The sequence below is a fragment of the Pseudomonas laurylsulfatiphila genome (assembly GCF_002934665.1).
Lineage (GTDB): Bacteria > Pseudomonadota > Gammaproteobacteria > Pseudomonadales > Pseudomonadaceae > Aquipseudomonas > Aquipseudomonas laurylsulfatiphila.
The window spans coordinates 184,980-204,141 of record NZ_NIRS01000008.1 but is presented as its reverse complement, the minus strand read 5'-3'; the positions used below and the strand labels follow the sequence as shown (position 1 = coordinate 204,141).

Annotated in this window: 16 protein-coding genes, 1 tRNA gene and 1 pseudogene; 2 read left to right on the top strand and 16 right to left on the bottom strand. The window is 59.4% G+C overall.

Annotated features, from left to right (window positions below):
* Window positions 1-153: 153 nt before the first annotated feature.
* The 5 genes from CD175_RS27400 to CD175_RS27380 form a co-directional block, all read right to left on the bottom strand.
* On the bottom strand, window positions 154-1,383 hold the full coding sequence (locus CD175_RS27400; RefSeq protein ID WP_104451169.1) for a methyltransferase: 1,230 nt from the start codon (window positions 1,381-1,383) through the stop codon (window positions 154-156).
* Window positions 1,364-2,053, bottom strand: coding sequence for an ABC transporter permease (locus CD175_RS27395; protein ID WP_104451168.1), 690 nt, complete (start codon window positions 2,051-2,053; stop codon window positions 1,364-1,366). Before CD175_RS27395 ends, CD175_RS27400 begins: the two co-directional genes overlap by 20 nt.
* Window positions 2,050-2,745 carry an ABC transporter permease gene (locus tag CD175_RS27390; protein ID WP_056725834.1) on the bottom strand — a complete coding sequence of 232 codons (696 nt, stop codon included), beginning with the start codon at window positions 2,743-2,745 and terminating at the stop codon, window positions 2,050-2,052. The genes CD175_RS27395 and CD175_RS27390 overlap by 4 nt, the downstream gene beginning before the upstream one ends.
* A 72-nt stretch (window positions 2,746-2,817) precedes the next feature.
* Entirely contained in the window at window positions 2,818-3,567 is a 750-nt protein-coding gene (locus tag CD175_RS27385; RefSeq protein WP_102700258.1) for an ABC transporter substrate-binding protein, read from the bottom strand.
* Between the two features lie 13 nt (window positions 3,568-3,580).
* Window positions 3,581-4,354, bottom strand: coding sequence for an ABC transporter ATP-binding protein (locus CD175_RS27380; protein WP_007972784.1), 774 nt, complete (start codon window positions 4,352-4,354; stop codon window positions 3,581-3,583).
* 564 nt (window positions 4,355-4,918) lie between these two features.
* Here CD175_RS27380 and gabP point away from each other — a divergent pair.
* On the top strand, window positions 4,919-6,310 hold the full coding sequence (gene gabP, locus CD175_RS27375) for a GABA permease (protein ID WP_015093062.1): 1,392 nt from the start codon (window positions 4,919-4,921) through the stop codon (window positions 6,308-6,310).
* A gap of 71 nt (window positions 6,311-6,381) precedes the next feature.
* Here gabP and CD175_RS27370 read toward each other — a convergent pair whose 3' ends face one another.
* The 4 genes from CD175_RS27370 to CD175_RS27355 form a co-directional block, all read right to left on the bottom strand.
* Complete coding sequence (locus tag CD175_RS27370) at window positions 6,382-6,837, bottom strand: hypothetical protein (protein ID WP_104451167.1); 456 nt, start codon at window positions 6,835-6,837, stop codon at window positions 6,382-6,384.
* A gap of 6 nt (window positions 6,838-6,843) precedes the next feature.
* On the bottom strand, window positions 6,844-7,260 hold the full coding sequence (locus CD175_RS27365) for a hypothetical protein (RefSeq protein WP_007972780.1): 417 nt from the start codon (window positions 7,258-7,260) through the stop codon (window positions 6,844-6,846).
* 96 nt (window positions 7,261-7,356) lie between these two features.
* Window positions 7,357-8,331 (bottom strand): alpha/beta hydrolase family protein, encoded by a 975-nt coding sequence (locus CD175_RS27360; protein ID WP_104451166.1) that lies wholly within the window; start codon window positions 8,329-8,331, stop codon window positions 7,357-7,359.
* A gap of 68 nt (window positions 8,332-8,399) precedes the next feature.
* On the bottom strand, window positions 8,400-9,458 hold the full coding sequence (locus CD175_RS27355; RefSeq protein ID WP_104451165.1) for a PDDEXK nuclease domain-containing protein: 1,059 nt from the start codon (window positions 9,456-9,458) through the stop codon (window positions 8,400-8,402).
* Between the two features lie 254 nt (window positions 9,459-9,712).
* Here CD175_RS27355 and CD175_RS27350 point away from each other — a divergent pair, with 254 nt between their 5' ends.
* Complete coding sequence (locus CD175_RS27350; RefSeq protein WP_104451164.1) at window positions 9,713-10,162, top strand: hypothetical protein; 450 nt, start codon at window positions 9,713-9,715, stop codon at window positions 10,160-10,162.
* 30 nt (window positions 10,163-10,192) lie between these two features.
* Here the strand turns inward: CD175_RS27350 and CD175_RS27345 are convergent, their stop codons facing one another.
* From CD175_RS27345 to CD175_RS27315, 7 genes and pseudogenes are all read right to left on the bottom strand, one after another.
* Window positions 10,193-10,999 carry a TSUP family transporter gene (locus tag CD175_RS27345; protein WP_104451163.1) on the bottom strand — a complete coding sequence of 269 codons (807 nt, stop codon included), beginning with the start codon at window positions 10,997-10,999 and terminating at the stop codon, window positions 10,193-10,195.
* Window positions 11,000-11,071: 72 nt separating this feature from the next.
* A pseudogene (locus CD175_RS27340) lies at window positions 11,072-12,150 on the bottom strand (hypothetical protein).
* 382 nt (window positions 12,151-12,532) lie between these two features.
* Window positions 12,533-14,260 carry a type I secretion C-terminal target domain-containing protein gene (locus CD175_RS32210; RefSeq protein WP_476748388.1) on the bottom strand — a complete coding sequence of 576 codons (1,728 nt, stop codon included), beginning with the start codon at window positions 14,258-14,260 and terminating at the stop codon, window positions 12,533-12,535.
* A 1,118-nt stretch (window positions 14,261-15,378) separates the two neighbouring features.
* Window positions 15,379-15,454 (bottom strand) — tRNA-Phe (locus tag CD175_RS27330).
* A 103-nt stretch (window positions 15,455-15,557) separates the two neighbouring features.
* Window positions 15,558-15,830: an oxidative damage protection protein gene (locus CD175_RS27325; RefSeq protein WP_104451161.1), complete on the bottom strand. Its 273-nt coding sequence runs from the start codon at window positions 15,828-15,830 to the stop codon at window positions 15,558-15,560.
* Window positions 15,827-16,894 (bottom strand): A/G-specific adenine glycosylase, encoded by a 1,068-nt coding sequence (gene mutY, locus CD175_RS27320; RefSeq protein ID WP_104451160.1) that lies wholly within the window; start codon window positions 16,892-16,894, stop codon window positions 15,827-15,829. The genes CD175_RS27325 and mutY overlap by 4 nt, the downstream gene beginning before the upstream one ends.
* Complete coding sequence (locus tag CD175_RS27315; protein ID WP_104451159.1) at window positions 16,891-19,122, bottom strand: AsmA family protein; 2,232 nt, start codon at window positions 19,120-19,122, stop codon at window positions 16,891-16,893. The genes mutY and CD175_RS27315 overlap by 4 nt, the downstream gene beginning before the upstream one ends.
* Window positions 19,123-19,162 lie beyond the last annotated feature (40 nt).

Sequence of the window (19,162 nt, the reverse complement as noted above, 5' to 3'; positions counted from 1 at the left end):
GTGGATCTGTTCTCGTTTGTCCGCAAATACCTGTTTTTTCGATTTTTTATGCAGATGTACAAAAAATGAACAGAAGGTTTCAGCCCTAAAACAGGCGTGGATATTGGATCCACGATTATTTCATCAACAGAGTTATCCACAGGTTGAGTGTGTTTAAGCGCGTTCGGCCAGGAGCAGGAAATTTCGCGGCGTGAGCGGTGTTTCGCAGAACGTACCGACGCGGACGCTGTAGCCCTGTTCGGCGAGGAAAAGTGCCCGGTCGAGAACCAGCCAAAGCTCCAGCGGACGTCGGAAAAGTCCGCGTAGCAGCTCAAGGTTGCGCACCTCGGCCAAGCGCTGCCAACCGGCGGCTTCAAGCGCTGGCCAATCTTGCGGGCCGATTGTGGATAACTCTTTGAGTGCGGCCAGGTGATGGCAGTAATCGGCGAAGGGTTTGTCCAGCCAGGCGCTGGGCAGGGAAGGGGTTGGTAGATACTCGTCCATGCCGCGCAGTTGCCGTTGCAGCAAGTCGAAACCCAGGCGCCGGGCCATGGAGGTGTCGCGCTGACGGCGCACGCGGGCGCCAGCGGTGACGGTTTCGCTCATGGGCAACGCGAGGTCGTCGAGGGAAAGCTGTAGGCCGGAGCCTTGGGCGGCCGAGGAAATCGACGAGTATTGGGCAAGACTGATCCGGTTGTAGCAGCACGGCGCAATGGCGAGCTGTTTGCAGCCTGTGGCGCTGGCGAGTTGAATCAGCCGCACATGCAAATCACCGCAGGCGTGAAGCGCGACGGGCGTGTGGTGCGCACTCAGTAAAGTAGCGGCGTCTGCCGCGAGCACATCCTGTTCAATATGCAGCGCATGCAGGTGATGGCGCTGGCTGAGTGTCTGGCCGCTGGATACCAGTGCCGGGTCATATTCCAGGCAAGTCAGTTGTTGCCCCGGTTGCAGCAGGCGGCGCCCCAAGTGTCCCTTGCCCGAGCACCAGTCCAGCCAATGCTTCGGTGTTTCGGAAAACTGCAATCGACTGGCGAAGGCTTCGATCTGCTGCCATTTGCGCCCCGGTACATCGACGTTCAGTCGATGGCCGGCCGCTTCGAGTGCGTGCGCAGGCAATTCATCCACGGCACTCAAGGCAACGGACATCGATGCCAAGGAAGCAAAGGGTTCCGGCGCATTCAGGAGGGCAGGTTGATTGTGGGCGTTTTCCGCGTCTTCCAACGACCGCTCGCGTAGCCATTCGGCCAGAGCTGGGTAGGACGCTTCCCAGGGAAGCTGCAGATGAGTGAATGGCCGAGGTTTCCACAGTGCCTGATGCTCTGTCAGAAAAGCATCCAGAGCGGTGAAGCGGGCGAGCAAGGCCTCGCCCGTCAACACGCAGCTATCAACGCCCTTGGCAGGCATCGACGCGCAACCAGCGCTCCAGCAGCTTGAAGCCGCGCACCAGCACATAAGCCATCACCAGGTAGAACATGCCCGCGGCGAAGAAGATCTCCACCGGCAGGTAGGTCCGGGCAATGATGGTGCGGGCCATGCCGGTCAGTTCCAGCAAGGTCACGGTACTGGCCAGTGCACTGGCCTTGAGCATCAGGATCACTTCGTTGCTGTAGGCCGGCAGGCCGATGCGCGCCGCGCGTGGCAGCATGATGAAGAACAGCGCTTTTGGCCTGGACATGCCCAGTGCCCGTGCCGCTTCGATCTCGCCCGGTGGAATCGCCTGAATGGCGCCGCGCAGGATTTCTGCAATGTAGGCCGCCGTGTGCAGGGTCATGGTCGCCGTGGCGCACCAGAACGGATCGCGCAGGTACGGCCACATCGAACTGTTACGGATCGCGTCGAACTGCGCCAGGCCGTAGTAGACCAGGAACAGCTGAACCAGCAGCGGCGTGCCGCGGAAAAAGAAGATGTAGCCGTAGGGAAAGGCCCGCACCCACCACAGGCGCGACGAGCGGGCGATGCCCAGCGGAATGGCCAGCAGCAAACCGGCGATCACGGCGATGGCCACCAGTTCCAGGGTCAGGGTCGCGCCCTGGGCCAGTTTCGGCAGCCACTTGATGATGACTTCCCAGTTCATTGGGTGCTCCTCGCGAAGCCGCGGGCGGCGCGTTTTTCCAGGAGGTGCATGCCGGTCATCGCCAGCACCGTCAGGCTCAGGTACATGAACGCGGCGACCATATAGAAGGTGAACGGCTGTTTGGATACGGTCACGCCGATTTGCGCGTGACGCATGATTTCTTCCAGGCCGATCACCGACACCAGCGCGGTGTCTTTCATCAGGATCATGAACAGGTTGCCCAGGCCGGGTAGGGCGATGCGCCACATCTGCGGCATGATCAGTTTGGTGAAGATGCGCCACTTCGACAGGCCCAGGGCCACGCCGGCTTCACGATGGCCTTTGGGGATGGCGAGGATTGCGCCGCGAAACACTTCCGTGGCGTAGGCGCCGAAGCACAGGCCCAGCGCAATCACGCCAGCGGCGAAGGCGTTGAGTTCAAGGTCGGGGTTGCCGAAGAACTCGCCCAGGGCACGCATCAGGTTGACCGTGCCGAAGTAGATCAGCAGCACCCAGAGCAATTCCGGGATGCCGCGAACCAGGGTCGAATAAGTGCCGCCAAGCCATTGCAGCGGCTTGTACGGGGAAGTCTTGGCCAAGGCGCCGAGCAGACCGAGCACCAGCCCCAGGCACAGGGCCGAGAGTGCCAGTTTCACAGTCATCAGCGCGCCAGCGGCGAGCGCCGGGCCGAATCCGTAGAGGTCGATAATCATGGATTTCTTTTCAAATCGCGGCAGGCAAGGCCGAGAACCGGCGCCATCAGGCGCCGGTCAGGCAGGTCAGAATCAATAGATGCTGAACGGGAAGTACTTGTCGTTGATTTTCTTGTAGGTGCCGTCAGCGACGATTTCTTTCAGCGCGGTGTTCAGCTTCGCGCGGATTGGATCGTTTTTACGCACGGCAATACCGATCTTGTCGCTTTCTTCCACCGGGTCGCCCTTGAACTCGTAGCTACGGCCAGCGTCGCTTTTCAGCCATTCGTAGTTGACGTACTTGTCGGCCAGGATGCCGTCCAGACGGCCGGAAGTCAGGTCGAGGTAAGCGTTTTCCTGGGTGTCGTAGAGCTTGATGGTGATGTCGTCACCATAGTTGTCTTCCAGGAAGGTGCCGGCCAGGGTCGCGCGCTGGGCGCCGATGATCTTGCCTTTGACCGAGGCCTTGTCGGTTTTGAAGTCGACGTCTTTCTTGGCGATGAACTGCAGCTTGTTGGAGTAGTACGGGTCGGTGAAGTCCACCGCTTGCTTGCGCTCGTCGGTGATCGACATCGAGGAGATCAGGAAGTCGAACTTCTTGGCGTTCAGGGCCGGGATGATGCCGTCCCAGTCGGAGGTCACGACGGTGCACTCGACTTTCATCTTGGCGCACAGGGCGTCGCCGATCTCTTTGTCGAAGCCGACGACATTGCCACTGGCATCTTTATTGTTGAACGGCGGGTAAGCCGCTTCGATGCCCATCTTCAGGGTTTCGGCCATGGCACCGGCGCTGAACGCCAGGGTGACGGCGGCTGCCAGGAAGACCTTTTTGTAGTTCTGCATGTGGGTAGCTCCGTTAGCGGTTGCTGGACATGAATTGTTTGCAGCGCGCCGAAAGCGGGTTTTCAAACACCTGCTGTGGCGATCCTTGCTCTTCTACCAGGCCCTGGTGGAGGAACACCACTTCGCTGGAGACCTGACGGGCGAAGCCCATTTCGTGGGTCACGAGCAGCATGGTGCGGCCTTCTTCGGCCAGCGCGCGGATGACATTAAGTACTTCCTGGACCATTTCCGGGTCAAGCGCGGAGGTGGGCTCGTCGAACAGGATGACCTTGGGCTGCATGGCCAGGGTGCGGGCGATGGCCGCGCGTTGTTGCTGGCCGCCGGACAATTGCGCCGGGTAGGCGTGGCGCTTGTCGGCGATGCCGACCTTGGCCAGCAGGGCTTCGGCGACTTCGATGGCTTCGGCCTTGCTCTGGCCGAGCACGCGGCGCGGGGCTTCGATGATGTTGTCGAGCACGCTCATGTGCGGCCACAGGTTAAAGTTTTGAAACACAAAACCGATTTCGCTGCGCAGGCGATTGATCTGCTTGCCGTCGGCGGCGACCAACTCGCCGTTCTTCGCAGCCTTGAGCTTGAGTTCTTCGCCGGCGACCAGGATCTGGCCCTGGTGCGGGTTCTCCAGCAGGTTGATGCAGCGCAGGAACGTGGACTTGCCGGAGCCGGAGGAACCCAGGATCGAGATCACATCGCCGTCGCGGGCGGTCAGCGAGATGCCTTTGAGCACCTCCAGCGAACCGTAGCGTTTGTGCAAGTTGCGGATTTCAAGCGCGGGCGTGGCCTCAGCCATGTGCGTTCCTCATATATGTTGCGCTCCTGCTGTTGGCGGCCTTCCTGGCGAGGCGGCCAACCTAGCATAGCGTTTCAATGGCAGCCAACAGCGCTACGGACGGTAAACGGCTGGCGTGTGGCAGGTTGTCGCATCGGCGCAGCAGACTGTCGCCCCATCAACAACCGAACAGCCGTTTGAACCTTGCCTGTCGACAAAAAGCGCGGTGGCTGTCGCAAAAAAAGGCGCGATGTTGCCAGCTTTGACGGGGTGTTGGAAGCGCTATCCGGCCAAATGCAGCGGTTGTGCACTTTTAATGTGCGCCGGGCCATTTTCAGGTGTGTTTCCGGTGCGCGGATTTGCCCCGCAAAGTGGGTCGCAGGGTAACGCTCTGGCAAAGTGCCATTAAATTCAATGGGTTGCGATGACCGTCCGGTCGAAGTGAGATCACCGGGCTAGAGGGATTTGAAACATTTTGGCGCAATTATTGCGTGCAGAATCCAGAACGCCCCGTTGGCTTCTTTTTACGAGAAGGATCGCTGAACGGGATGCACGCATTCGCTTTTCCTTACAAAGGTAGTTTCAATGAGCAGTACCCAAAGCTCTAACGGCCTCGAACAGGGGCTCAAACCGCGTCATGTGACCATGCTGTCGATTGCCGGGGTTATCGGCGCCGGCTTGTTCGTCGGCTCGGGTCACGCCATCGCCGCTGCAGGTCCGGCTGTTCTGTTGGCTTACGCCGCCGCCGGCATGTTGGTGGTGTTGGTGATGCGCATGCTCGGCGAAATGGCCGTTGCCTCGCCGGACACCGGTTCGTTCTCGACTTACGCCGACCGCGCGATTGGTCACTGGGCCGGCTTCACCATCGGCTGGTTGTACTGGTGGTTCTGGGTTCTGGTGATCCCGTTGGAAGCCAACGCTGCCGCGACCATCCTGCACGCCTGGTTCCCAGGCGTGGACATCTGGGCCTTCGCCCTGGTCATCACGATGCTGTTGACCGTGACCAACCTGTTCAGCGTGAAGAACTACGGTGAATTCGAGTTCTGGTTTGCCCTGATCAAAGTGTTGGCCATCATCGGTTTCATCATTCTCGGCGTAGCGGCGATCTTCGGCTTCCTGCCGAACAGCCAGGTCAGCGGCGTTTCGCACTTGTTCGACACTCAGGGCTTCCTGCCAAACGGCATGGGCGCGGTACTGGGCGCGATCCTGACCACCATGTTCTCCTTCATGGGCACCGAGATCGTGACCATCGCGGCCGCGGAATCGAAGAACCCCGGCAAGCAAATCTCCAAGGCCACCAACTCGGTGATCTGGCGGATCGGCTTGTTCTACCTCGTGTCGATCTTCATCGTTGTGGCCCTGGTGCCTTGGAACGATCCGGTACTGGCAAGCCTCGGCTCCTACCAGACCGTGCTTGAGCGCATGGGCATCCCGAACGCCAAGATGATTGTCGACATCGTGGTGCTGGTTGCTGTGACCAGCTGCCTGAACTCGGCGCTCTACACCTCGTCGCGGATGCTGTTCTCCCTGGGCAAGCGCGGTGATGCACCGGCCATGTCCACGCGCACCAACAAAAGTGGCACGCCTTACTGGGCGGTGATGTTGTCCACCGGCGCTGCGTTCCTGGCAACATTCGCCAACTACGTGGCCCCGGCTGCCGTGTTCGAATTCCTGCTGGCCAGCTCCGGCGCCATCGCGTTGCTGGTGTACCTGGTGATCGCGATTTCGCAACTGCGCATGCGCAAGCAGCGTATGGCCCGCGGTGAGAAAATCGTCTTCAGCATGTGGCTGTTCCCGGGCCTGACCTACGCGGTGATCGTCTTCATCGTTGCGGCCCTGACCATCATGCTGTTCCAGGATGCCCATCGTGTGGAAATCCTCGCGACCGGCTTGCTCAGTGCCCTGGTAGTAGCGGCCGGCTTGCTGGTGGCTCGCCGTCGCAAACTGGAAAAGCGTGGCGCGGTAGTGCTGAACTGATCCATATCGCGTAATGCAAAACGGCCGCTGTCAGTGATGACAAGCGGCCGTTTTTGTTTGCGCCGTAACCCTTACTCGGCTTTTTCTTCCGGCATTTCCTGCGACTCGCGGTAGGCGTCCAGCGCAGTGCCGAAGTCAGTAATGAACTGTGGCTCGCTCAGCCATGCCTGGGCGGCGTCGCGGTCCATGCCGTCGGCCCACATGCGGTAGTCGATCAGCATGTCGGCGGCCAGGTGGGTGGCGGCCATGCCTTCGTCGTCGGCGTTTTCCATGTCCAGCAGTTCTGGGTGGTCGACGATGATAAAGGCGAGGTTCGTCAGCAAGACCGAGAGCATTTCGCTGCGGCTGACGGCTTCGGCGTCGCGCATTTTGCTGAACATCGCCAGGGTGTATTCCGGGATCGGCTCGGCGAGGTGGCCGAGTTCATCATCGTCCAGAGCAGCGGGTTTCCTGCCGTGGATATTGATCTGTTTGGCTTTGGCTTTTGCACGCTTGGCGCGTTTCTGTTGCTTGTTCAGGGAGGCCATGGGAACTCAGTTCGGTTTCTGTTGGGTTTGCGCGGCAATGGCGTCGGACGCCGCCACATAGTCGGCCTGGAAGGCCGGAGATTCGATCCACGCCAGGGCGCCGGCTTCGTCTGTTTCGGCCGACCATTGGCGATATTCGATCAGCGCGGCGAGGATGAAGTCCATCGCGCCTTCTTCGCCTTCCTGCTCGTACACCAGTTCCAGCAACGGGTCTTCGAGGAAGGCCGTGCACATGGCTTGCTGGCTGATCTTTTCGGCGTCGATCATTTTCTTGAACAGTTCGGTCAGGTCCACCGATTCGAAGTCGATGCGATCGTCGTTCGGGTCCAGTTCGACCGGCGCGGCGGCCCGCTGGGTGCGGTTCTGCTTGGCCTTGGCCTTGGCGCGGGAGGCGCGTTTGTGCTGCTTGTTGGCGGAGGCCATGGGCGTCGTTCCGTATTCGTTGAAAGGGCAAGAGGCCTAGGGGGCGTTCTCAGTTAGTTTTCCCGTCGCGGCGTGAAAACTAATTGAGAACGCCCCCTAGCCGCGTGGCACTCGCCGCCCGGGGGTATCGGGGGCCAGTTCGCCGTTTTGCAGCCAGGCCAATGCAATGGGCCATAGTGTGGCTTGGTATGGGCTGCGAAAAAAGGCGAAATGTCCGACTTCTTCTTCGCCGATGTCTTCAGGGTGGATACGCAGGTGAGCGTTTGTACTGCCGGTGAAGTAGCTGAGCAGGCGTTCGATGGCCGGGACCGTGCCGTAAGGATCATCGCTGATGCTGATGGCCAGGGTTTGTGCGGTGACATCGGCAAAGGGCAGTTGCCCGCTTGTTGTGCTGATCGCGCGGCCGCTGGAGCGTTTTTCGTAACGGGCAGTAGAGAGGCTCCAGTCACGGACCACGCCGGCGGGTGTGTCCTCCAGCCATCCGAGGCGTTTGCCCGGAAAGTAGCCGTAGATCATCGTCACCAGTGGCATCAGCACATGCCACTTGCCAAACATCCGCCAGCGATGGGCGGGCGCATAGTCGCGCCAGTAGGCAAATTGCGCTCCGACCGTCACCAAGCGCCGGATCAGGTGCCCGGACGCCCCCAGGCCCGCTGCACAGCCGCCAAAGCTGTGGCCGACCACATCGATAGGCTGCCCGGGGAACTCACGCTGTGCGCGCTTGAGCATCGCCTCGAAATCCAGCGCCCCCCAATCGGTCCATGAAGCCTTCAGACCTTTGAGCGATGCCGGCCGCGACTCGCCGATGCCGCGGTAGTCATAGGTGATGACATCGAAGCCATGATCGAACAGATAGTCGGCGAAGCGCGAGTAATGACGACAACGAACCGAGGTGGCGGCGTTGATGATCACGATCGGACGAGCGGTATCCCGAGAGGGGTGTCGCCAGGTGAAGCCACCGAGGACGAAGCCGTCTGCAGCGGTTTCCTTGAATGGTTCGCCGGACTCGGCGCATTGCAATGGCAACTCGATTTGAGTTGGAGCGAGTGAAGGCATGTCCTGCAAATTCATCGGCGTCGGACCTTTGCGGGTAGCTGCCAACGATAGTCTTGATGCCGTTGATGAACAATCCATTGGCCTCAACGCAGTGATTGATCGAGTAGTCGTTCTTCAAGAGCCGCCCGTTCCCGATCCAGTTCGTTACGGAGTTCCTCTTCGCTCGGCAGGACGAGCTTGTACTTGCTGGCGAACAGTTGTTCGTTTCCTTCAAGCACCGAGTAACGCACCACGGACTCATCCTTTTGCGCGCAGAGAATGATGCCGACAGTGGGGCCGTCTTCCGCGCCGCGTTTCAGGTCGTCGTACATGCGCACGTACATGTCCATCTGCCCCACATCCTGATGGGTCAGTTCACCGCGCTTGATATCGAGGATGACGAAGCACTTGAGCAAGTAGTTGTAGAACACCAGGTCGATGTAGAAGTCTTTGCTGTCGGTACTGATGCGTTGCTGGCGGGCAATGAACGCGAAGCCCTTGCCCAGCTCCAGCAAGAAGCCTTGCAGTTGTTCGATCAACGCCTGTTCGATCTCGCTTTCCTGAAGCTTGCCGGCATTCGGTAAACCCAGAAACTCCAGGACCACCGGATCACGGATGAAATCCCGAGGGCTGGCCTTCATGTTTTGAATGTTGGTGGCGGCCTCCTGCTTCACACTGCCGCGATCGCGGCTCGCCAGCAGGCGTTCGTAGTACAGCGTATTGATCTGGCGTTCCAGGGCGCGACTTGACCAGTTTTGGGTGGCTGATTCGTTCATGTACCAGAGACGGGCGCTGTCGTTGTCGACCCGAAGCAGGCGGCGGTAGTGGGTCCAGCTCAATTCGTGACGCAGTGCGTCACGAATTGGAAAGGCCTGATAAAACTGGCGCATTTTTCGCAGATTGGTTTCGTCAAAGCCTTTCCCGAATTCTGAAGTAAGCCTGTTTGCCAGGGTCGACAGTAATTCTTTGCCATACCTCACCCGCCGAGCGCCTTCCTGCTCGAACTCGACGATATGTCGCCCGATTTGCCAACAGGTTTGCACCTGAACGGTATCGACCGCCCGAAGCACTTTCTGGCGTGCCTGATGGATCGATTTGCCAAGGTTTCCAAGTAGTGAAGCCAGATAGGGATCGTGAGTGTCGTTGGGTGTGAGGGCCGTCATGAGGTCTTCCGCAGCAGATTGGACAGGGAAAGAGCATGACCAGTGAGCCCCCTTCGAAGCTGCCGGGAGTGACTGAAAAACAGGCAGGAAAAACCGGATTCGCTGGCAGGACGTATCGGAGGGCGGGCGAGGGATGAGGCGAAAATGGCGTAGTACGTTTCGTACTCAGGCCAAATCGATCTAAAACCCCTCCCTCCAACAGGAAATCCAAAGAGTGTAACGATTGGGTTCTGCAGAACCCGGGAGTCGTCATCATGAAATATCTCCATTCACTCCTGTTGCCACTCACCGCCGTCGGCGTGCTGATGTTTCCATCGATGTCACCCGCCGCCAGCCTTGATCCAGTCGACAGCACTGGCGTACAGGTGCAGAGCCAGGAGCAAAACGGCATCGCCTACCTGTCCGGCGGTATCGGCGAGGATGAATCCAGGGCCATCCAGCAGACCACCGGCTATAACCTGCACATGACGTTCTCTGTCGGGACGGGAAATGAATACATTCCTGACGTGAGCGTGGTCATTCAGAAAGCCCCGGGGCAAACCGTGCTGACGCTCAATAACGCCGGTCCGCTGGTTTATGTGAAGCTGCCTGCCGGTAAATACACGGTCATTGCGACGCGCAACGGCGAAACCCGGCAGGACGTTGCCGATGTTGGCAGTGGTGCAGCCCGTAACCTGGTTTTTCACTGGAATGATGCGAGTTAACGGGAAGCTCTAAGCCCTGAGTCCTGCGACTCAGGGTTTTTCGTTATTGATGCCCGCATACGCTTGGATGAGTGCAACGCGTAAGGGGTTGGTTTCTACGCTCAGCAGCTTGATGGCCAAGGCGCAGCAGACCACGATCAACATGGGTTTGATCAGCCGTGGTCCGACCCGGACAGCGGCCCGTGCACCCAATTGAGCGCCGATGAAGGCCGCCAAAGCCATGGCTATGGCTACCGGCCAGATAATCACACCTTTGGTGATAAAGACCGACAGAGAGCCGAGGTTGCAAGAGGCGTTGGCAAGCTTGGTAAAACTCATGGCCCGCATCATGCCCAGACCGGATAGCAGTACAAATCCGACAATGAAGAAAGAGCCCACGCCGGGGCCAAATATACCGTCGTAAAAACCCAGGATCGGCGCCACGGTAAAGGAAAAGAGCAGAATACTGATCCTCTTACGTCGATCTTCATTGGCCAGCTTTGGAGAAAACGCAAAGTAGATGGCTACCAGGATCAGCATTATAGGCACGCAAACTTCCAGGTAGTGCTTATCAATAGAGCTGACCAGCAAGGCACCACTGGCGCCACCAATAAATCCGCAGATAATCAGGAAACGGCCTTCGCGCCACTCGATCATTCCTTTGCGAGCAAAGGTCACCGTTGCCGAAACAGTGGCCGAAGCGGCCTGGAACTTGTTCGTTGCAATTGCACTGATCGGATCTACACCTGCCAGAAACAATGCAGGCAGGGTGATCAAACCGCCCCCACCGGCAATCGCATCAAAAAAGCCGGCGCAAAAAGCGACAAGCGCCAACATGCCAATTACATCCAAGGACATTGCATTCTCTCTTTATGGTTATTGGCCAGTCATCACATGACTGGTCGTTCAACAGCCTGATCACATAAGGAATCAGCCCTGCAGCACTAACGGGTCCTCTGAAACAACGATGGGGGTAGAAAATTTTGAAAGTCCGAAAATACGAACCAAGACCCGTCTGTTGTCTTTGATGACATCGCGACAGTGCAGAGCCCGAATGTTATTGATGACCATGGCCGATTCCTGGGTCAGCGTGCATTCGACCGGAGTTGCTTCATCCACACCCTGGCAAAGGGCGGTGTAAGCCGTCTTCACAAAGGTTGAGACGTTGTCATTGACCGAAAAACGATACGAATTAAAGCGGGCTGCGAACCCTGTCTTGTCGTCAAACTCCAGAATCGAAACGTTGCGGCCATCTTCCCCTTTGCCGCTGACAAAGGAGTCACTACGAGTGAACTGGAAGTTATCCGTGGTCGTGCGAGGCAGTTGGTGACGCCAATTTTTTCGAGTATGGGAGGTAGTGGAATGACTCGCGTAGGCTCCAGGCTCGGGTTCCACAAGGCGGAAAGTATGAGCGACGATGGAGAGGGAGAGTGCTCGTCTTTCGCGTTCACGGCGCACCAGTACGGTGCCTCCGTATGCGGGCCAAGCGCGAGGCCGGAATGGGAACTCAGTTCTTTGATTTCCGGCTCGGCATTGATTTTGATGAGTCCGCCACCTTTGAAGTTGGCCACCAGTCGAACAAGTTTTCCTTCGTTGTCCATGTCATAGGCAAAGGCACTGTTATCCACCAGTTTCAACAGGATCTGATTACGGGCGGCCAGGCAAAGTACATCGTAACGATTTTCCAGGGATGCCAGGTCTGGCAGTTCATTTGGAGGGCTGACATCGGTGATTTTTTGCAGACCTTCAAAAATCAAAACCGAAACAAAGCCATCGGAATAGGCACTCAGCAGTTCGCATTGGTTTTTCGAAAACGAGAACTTTAATTCGGTGGCTGCCAGAGACGCTTTGGACTTGGCTCCTGGTGCCTGCGGCCCGCCGATTGCGGCCAGTTCTTTGGCGAATTTGTGAAGCAGTGTTGATTGCTGGGTATCGAAGCTGAAAGTTCTGATTTCTTGTTCAGTAAAAAACTCAGCGGTTTCGACGTCTGGTTTGATGGCGTCAGTCATTGTCTACATCTCTGTTGTGTATCTGCTTCCGGTAATGCGGCAGCTCCTCTTTCGATTTTGCTCAATTCCATGATCAGCGTATGTCGTCCGTTTCCTTTAAAGCATACGGAGCGTTCTGACAGACCCAAGAGACTGCCAGGAATGGCCGATCACAAACACCTGACACATGTGGACCTCAACCCCGGCAAGCGTTACAGGCGCTTGCTGGCATGGCGATAGGGCGATAGGGCGATAGGGCGGAGGGGGAATTGATGCTTCGCCCGGAGTTTCGATGGTATCTGGAGCGGTGCCTCATCAAATCCCGGGCATAAAAAACCCTGAATCCAGCGATTCAGGGTTTTCGGTATTGGGTGCCGGAGTTATGCCGGTACGACCACCTCTATCAGGCAATCAGATCGGCAGTTTGCAGGTTGCTTACCCCCAGCAACTGAATTTCGAACTCCGCGGCGGTGTCGGCGTCGGTGCTGCCGTAGAGAATGCCGTCGGCGAACCGTACCTGCCCCGTGGCATTGCTGCTGAACGTGCTGGAACCGATGAAGTTGAACGCATCGTTGGCCGCCGTCGCCAGGTTGGCGTCCAGGGTCGACAGGTCGATCTTGTCGCCTTCGCTGGTCTTGAAGTCGCCGATGACATCGCGCAGGGCGGCGCCCAGGCCCATTTCACTCAGGGCATTGAAGTCGAACTTGTCGGCCCCGGCACCGCCATAAAGCTTGTCCAGGCCCGTGCCGCCGATCAACAGGTCGTTGCCGGCTCCACCGGTGAGCGTGTCGTTGCCGGCACCGCCGGTGAGGGTGTTGGCAAGCGCATTGCCGGTCAGCGTGTCGTGATAGGCGCTGCCCGTGAGGTTTTCGAAGTTCAACTGGGTGTCTGTACCAGAGCCACCGGTGGCTTGTGCAGTGGTCAGCCCCAGGTTCGCCGTCACCGCCGCCGTGGCGTAGGCATAGGACAAGGTATCGATGCCAGCGCCACCATTGAGGACGTTGTTGCCGGCCCCGGCGTCGATGATGTTGTTGAGGCTGTTCCCGGTGCCATTGGCATTGCCGGTCGCCAGCAGGCGCAGGTTCTCGACATTGTCAGTCAGGGTGTAGGCGCCGAGGAAACTGTAGACGCTATCGGTGCCGCCGGTGCTGGCCGTGGCATTGGTTTCGCTGACGATGTCGCCGGCGTTGTCGACGTAGTAGAGGTCGGAGCCGTCGCCGCCGATCAGGCGGTCGGCACCGGCGGCGCCGTTGAGGCTGTCGTTGCCCAGGCCGCCGTTGAGGACGTTGGCGGCTGCGTTACCGGTCAGCGTGTCGTGAAAGTTGCTGCCCGTGAGGTTTTCGAAGTTCAGCAGGGTGTCTGAACCGGAACCACCGGTGGCTTGTGCAGTGGTCAGCCCCAGATTGGCCGTGACCGCCGCCGTGGCGTAGGCATAGGACGCGGTATCGATGCTGGCGCCACCATCGAGGACGTTGTTGCCAGCCCCGGCGTCGATGACGTTGTTGAGGCTGTTACCGGTACCGTTGGCAGCGCTGGTCGAAAGCAGGCGCAGGTTCTCGACGTTATCACCCAGAGTGTAGGCGCCGAGGAAGCTATAGACGCTATCGGTGCCGCCGGTGCTGGCTGTGGCATTGGTTTCGCTGACGATGTCGCCGGCGTTGTCGACGTAGTAGAGGTCGGAGCCGTCGCCGCCGATGAGGCGGTCGGCACCGGCGGCGCCATTGAGCGAGTCATTGCCTGCTCCGCCGTTCAGATGGTCGTTGGCACGGCCGCCTGTAAGCGTGTCATTGCCCGCGCCGCCGTCGATGATCACGCTGCCAGCGTCGCTCCAGGTCAGGGTGTTGGCCAGGGCATCGCCTGTCAGGCTGGAAACCTTGTTGCCGTTCGCGTCAAAGCGCTGGGTATAAACGTCAACTTGCCCGCTTGCCTTCGAGGACTCCCAGGCAACCACGTAGCCGCCATCGGCCAATGCCGTCACCTGGGAGAACAATTGATTGTCGGCGGTCGTGGTATTGATGCGGGTTTCTGTGCCCACCTTGACGCCGCTGGCATTGAAGCGTTGGCAGAAGATGCCATTGACATCACCGGTGCCCTGGCCTGCCCAGGTCACCAGATAACCGCCATCCGTCATGGCGGTGACATTAGGCTCTTCCTGATTGCCTGCGGTGGTGGTGTTGACCCGGGTTTCCACGCCCACTTTTACGCCAGCGGCATTGAAAAGCTGGGAATAGACGTCGGCAGGGGCATCGGTCTCGTCGTCGCCATCACCATCGTCGGGAGCCGATTGCCAGGTGACGACGTAGTTACCGTTACTCAGGACCTTCACGACAGGGTCTGTCTGATCGTCGGCAACCCTGGTGCTGATGCGAACTTCTGAGCCCGATTTGCTGCCGTCGGCCTTGAACCGCTGACCGAAGATGCCAGCTGTATCGTCTTTTCCGTTGCCCTCCCAGACCACCATCATGCCGCCATCGGCAAGGTCCGTGACAGTAGGGCCATCCTGGTCGGACAGAGTGGTGGTAGCGACGCGAGTCTCCACCCCGACCTTCGCCCCGCTGGCGTCATAGCGCTGCAGGTAACCGCCCCAACCGCTGCCGTCCTGGCCGAACGAAGCCCAGGTCACCACGAAACCGCCGTCCTTCAGCGAGGTGATCTCCGGGCTGTCCTGCGTGCCGATTCTGGTTGTGTTGACGATGAACTCGCTTCCAACCTTGACGCCATTGGCGTTGTAGACCTGGGCGGCGATGTCGGCCATGTCGTCGAAGGTATCCGACTTCCAGGCGACCACGTAGCCGCCGTTGGCCAATGCGGTGATGGTGGGATCTTCCTGTGCGCTGTTGGTCACTTTGTTGACGAGGGCCGGCCCGCCTACCTTCACACCACTGGCGTTATAGCGCTGGGTGTAGATGTAATCGGTAAAGCTTGTTCCCTGATCGCTCCACGCCACGATGTAACCACCGTCCTTCAGAGCCGTAAGGGAGGGCTCGGAGTTTTTGCCAGTCGTAGTGTTGACGCGGATTTCGCCCAGGGTTGGCATTGCAAATTCCTTTTACGCAAAGAAAGCGGAAGTGGCTGGCAGTTTACAGGGCAAAACGATGACGTCAAATTGCCATCATTCGTCGGGCGTATCGGGTGGGGGGTTAAGGCGGGGTGGAGAGTGACTTGGTCTGGAGGTGGTCCAGCGGCCATCAAATCGCAGGCAATAAAAAACCCCAAGGAATCATCTTCGCTTGGGGTTTTTCGGTATTTTGGTGCCCAGAGACGGAATCGAACCGCCGACACGGGGATTTTCAATCCCCTGCTCTACCGACTGAGCTATCTGGGCAACGGGGCGCATTAAACGGGTTTTTCAGGGGGTCGTCAAGCAAGTTTTCAAAAAAATTTTAATTATTACCGTCGCTTACGTTCCGACCCCCGATAAATCGGGGTTATTCCGATGGCGGTACGTAGCCTTCGGCCTTGGCGTAATCCTCGCCGGAGAAGTACTTGTCCATTTCGCCCTGAAGATATTTGCGATCTTCGGCGTTCATCATGTTCAGGCGTTTTTCATTGATCAGCAGGGTCTGGTGTTTTTGCCAGTCGGCCCAGGCCTTGGCCGAGACGTGCTCAAAAATGTCTTGGCCTTTGGCGCCCGGGAAGGGAGCGCGCTCCAGGCCTGGCAATTCTTCTTTGTACTTGCGGCACATGATGGTGCGGGTCATGACGACTCTCCTGCGTTCAATACGGCGGCCGCGCGTTCGAGCAAGGTCTTGACCGGGGCGGCAAGGCCCAGGCGCGGCGGGGTGGCGAGGTTATACCAGAGCCAGTCGGCCTCGGCCACGTGATGGCCGGTCTCCTGGACCTGAACCAGCCAGGGTTCGATGGATAACTGAAAATGGCTGAAGGTGTGCACCAGGCTCGGCAATGCCTGTTGGGTGCCCAGTTCCAGCGAGTGCTGCGCGGCCAGGTGTGACAGGTCGTCGAGGTCGTCGAGTTCCGGCAGGCTCCACAAGCCGCCCCAGAGGCCCGTAGAGGGGCGACGGTAAAGCAGGATGGCGCCTTCGACGTTGGCCAGCATCGGCATCAGCGTACGCTTCTGTGGGATGGCCTTGCGCGGCTTGGGGATCGGGTAACGGGTTTCCAGGCCGAGCATGTGCGCCTCGCAGCCTTTTTCCAGCGGACACAGCAGGCAGCTCGGTTTGCTGCGGGTGCAGAGCGTGGCACCGAGGTCCATCATCGCCTGGGTGTAGGCGTTGACCCGGTCGTGCGGCGTAAAGCGCTCAGCGTTGGCCCAGAGCTGTTTGGCGACCTTTGGTTCGCCCGGGTAGCCCTCTTGCGCGGTAAAGCGCGCCAGGACGCGTTTGACGTTGCCGTCGAGGATCGGCGCGCGCAGGCCCATGCTGATGCTGGCAATGGCGCCGGCGGTGGACAGGCCGATCCCCGGCAGATCCGTGAGCTTTTCCACGTCCCGGGGAAATTCGCCGCCGTACTGCTCGACGACGATCTTCGCGGTCTTCTGCAAATTGCGCGCGCGGGTGTAGTAACCCAGGCCGGTCCACAGGTGCAGCACTTCGTCTTCAGGTGCCGCGGCCAGGGCTTCGACCGTTGGCAACGAGGCCATGAAGCGGTCGAAGTAGTTCAGCACAGTGCTGACCTGGGTCTGCTGCAACATGATTTCCGAGACCCATACCCGATACGGGTTGATGTCCTGCTGCCAGGGCAAATCGTGACGGCCGTGGCGGTCGAACCAGTCCAGCACCGCCGTTGAAAACTGTTCGGCTCTCATCGCTTGAACAGCCCCTTGAGCGCGTCCTTGAGTTGCGGGTTGACCTTGTCGCCCAGTTTCTCGTCGATCTTCTCGCTGATTCTCTCGCCGGCCAGTTTGGCCGCGACCTGGCTCATGCGCTCGTTATCCACACGGCAGGCCTTGGCACCCAGCTCCAGCGGGCCACGGCAGCGCAGTGGCCACTCGATGCCGACAAACTTGTCGCCGACCTGACAGGCCGGGTCCGGCATGGCGCTGGTATCGCCTTCGACGATGATGCCGACGCGGTAGTCCATGCCCAGCACGCGCAGATCAATGTCACCGTCACCGTTGACGGCCATGCCCGGGATGCGCACTTTCAGGTCCGGGTTGCTGGCTACTCCGTTACGCAAGGTCAGGTTGCCCTTGAGCTCCTGGAACGGAGTGTCCTTGCCGCGCGGTTCGCCGCTGAGGGTTTTGCGGTTGAGCGTAGCGATGCCTTTGCACAGCTGTTGCTCAAGGTTGGCGTTGAGCAGCACGCCATTGTTGATGACGAAACTGGCGTTGCCGTTGAGGGTTTCGATCAGCGCCTTCTGGCTGTTGCCGTTGCCGGTCAGGTTGCTGTTGAGCGTGACCAGGCCCTTGACCGGCGGATTCTTGCCCTGGCTTTCGAGGATTTTTTCCGCCGGTACCCGGCTGATCTTCGTCTGCAGGTTCAGCGCCGGCACTGGCTGGCGCACATCGAGCGTGCCGGTGGTTTCGAAGTTGCCCTCGTACAGGTCGCCGCGCAGGTTGGCCAGCGTCAACAGGCCGCCCTGGCCAGTGGCCTTGAGCGCAGCGTTATGGATCGGCAGTTTTTGCAGGGTCAACTGGCCAAAGGTCAGGTCGGCGTCCACATCGAGCTTGCTCAAGCGTTCCACTGGCAACAGGCGCTCGCTGCTCCACGCGTCCTTGGTCGGCGCGGGCGGCAATGGAGTGCTGCCGGCGCCGGCCAAGGCATCGGCTTCGGTGCTGGCGACTTCGGCCTGACGCACTTGTGTCGCGCTATTGGCCTCGGCGGATTTCGGCGGCAGGTAACGGTCGACGTTGAAGGTGTCGGCCTTGAGCACGGCGCGCAGCGATTGCTTGGCGAAGTCTTCGACGGCGATGCGGCCGCTGAAGGTGCTGTCGTCGACTTTCAGGTTGAGGTCGTCGAGCGCCAGGCTGGTCGGTGTCGCGGCCAATCGGCTGACCAACTCGACTTTGCTCAGGCTGCCTTCGGCCATGGCCGGGAGTTTCTGGCCGATGCTGTCGACGAATTTCGCCAGGTCGAACTGGGCAATCGAGATGCCGCCGCTGACCTGTGGTGTCTTGTCCAGATCGTTGACCTTCAGTTCTCCCAGTGCCCGCAACTGGTTGGCGGAGACCTTGATGCCGGTCCACTCGGCAACGTTGGCGGCCTTGTCCAGTACCAACTGGCCCTGGGCGGAGAACGTCACGGCCTTGCCTTGCAAGGGGTCGCCGGTCACTTCACCGGACAGCCTCATGTCTTCGAACTGATAGCGCTGCAGCGCGCGTGCGATGCGCAACTCACCGTTGAGTTCGGTACGCACCCGCAGTGCCGGCTGGTTGGCTGACAGGAAAGCCGTGAGTTTGAGCGGGATGTTGACGGAGTCGTGGACCGCGCCGGTGCTCAACTGAATGCTTTCGGCACTGAAGCTCTTGCCGGTTCGTTCGTCGGTGTATTCGACCCGTGCGTTGTTCACGGTCAGGCTGTCGATGTCCAGGCGGATCGGCTGAGGCGGTTTTTCCGCTGCGGCGCCGGTTTCGGGCGCAGGTTCGGTCGCGGCTGGCGGGGTGCCGGTCGCGTCGGTGCCGGCCGTTGCAGGCAGCTTGCCGATGTCCTCCCAGTTGCCATGGCCCTCCTTGTCGCGGGTCAGGCGCAGGTTCAGGCCTTCGACGCGCACGTCGCTCATCTGCACTTCGCGGCGCAACAGCGGCAGCACGCGCACCGACAGGCCGAGCATCTGCAAGGCGGCGTACGGTTCGGTCGGTTTGACCATGGTCGCGACACTGGCGTCGTGCAGTTCCAGGCCCAGCCACGGGAACAGGCTCCAGCCGATATCGCCATTGAGCGTCAGCTCGATGTGGGCTTTGTCGCGGGCAATCTGGCGAATCTCGTCTTTGTAGTCGTTGGGATCGAAGAGGTGGGTCAGGGCAAAGCCCAGCGCCACAATGATCAGCAACAGCCCGAGAAGTACCAGACCCAGGATTTTGCCGAACGCTTTCATGGGCGAGTCCTTGTAATTAGTCGAATTCAAAATTTAGCCG

Excerpts from the sequence above, each read along its gene's own strand:
- CD175_RS27385 (WP_102700258.1), bottom strand. The coding sequence starts at position 3,567 with ATGCAGAACTACAAAAAGGTCTTCCTGGCAGCCGCCGTCACCCTGGCG.
- CD175_RS27350 (WP_104451164.1), top strand. The coding sequence starts at position 9,713 with ATGAAATATCTCCATTCACTCCTGTTGCCACTCACCGCCGTCGGCGTG.
- CD175_RS27315 (WP_104451159.1), bottom strand. The coding sequence starts at position 19,122 with ATGAAAGCGTTCGGCAAAATCCTGGGTCTGGTACTTCTCGGGCTGTTG.
- CD175_RS27360 (WP_104451166.1), bottom strand. The coding sequence starts at position 8,331 with ATGAATTTGCAGGACATGCCTTCACTCGCTCCAACTCAAATCGAGTTG.
- CD175_RS27365 (WP_007972780.1), bottom strand. The coding sequence starts at position 7,260 with ATGGCCTCCGCCAACAAGCAGCACAAACGCGCCTCCCGCGCCAAGGCC.
- CD175_RS27380 (WP_007972784.1), bottom strand. The coding sequence starts at position 4,354 with ATGGCTGAGGCCACGCCCGCGCTTGAAATCCGCAACTTGCACAAACGC.
- CD175_RS27345 (WP_104451163.1), bottom strand. The coding sequence starts at position 10,999 with ATGTCCTTGGATGTAATTGGCATGTTGGCGCTTGTCGCTTTTTGCGCC.
- CD175_RS27370 (WP_104451167.1), bottom strand. The coding sequence starts at position 6,837 with ATGGCCTCCCTGAACAAGCAACAGAAACGCGCCAAGCGTGCAAAAGCC.
- CD175_RS27325 (WP_104451161.1), bottom strand. The coding sequence starts at position 15,830 with ATGACCCGCACCATCATGTGCCGCAAGTACAAAGAAGAATTGCCAGGC.
- CD175_RS27395 (WP_104451168.1), bottom strand. The coding sequence starts at position 2,053 with ATGAACTGGGAAGTCATCATCAAGTGGCTGCCGAAACTGGCCCAGGGC.
- gabP (WP_015093062.1), top strand. The coding sequence starts at position 4,919 with ATGAGCAGTACCCAAAGCTCTAACGGCCTCGAACAGGGGCTCAAACCG.
- CD175_RS32210 (WP_476748388.1), bottom strand. The coding sequence starts at position 14,260 with ATGACGGATGGCGGTTATCTGGTGACCTGGGCAGGCCAGGGCACCGGT.
- CD175_RS27390 (WP_056725834.1), bottom strand. The coding sequence starts at position 2,745 with ATGATTATCGACCTCTACGGATTCGGCCCGGCGCTCGCCGCTGGCGCG.
- CD175_RS27400 (WP_104451169.1), bottom strand. The coding sequence starts at position 1,383 with ATGCCTGCCAAGGGCGTTGATAGCTGCGTGTTGACGGGCGAGGCCTTG.
- CD175_RS27355 (WP_104451165.1), bottom strand. The coding sequence starts at position 9,458 with ATGACGGCCCTCACACCCAACGACACTCACGATCCCTATCTGGCTTCA.
- mutY (WP_104451160.1), bottom strand. The coding sequence starts at position 16,894 with ATGAGAGCCGAACAGTTTTCAACGGCGGTGCTGGACTGGTTCGACCGC.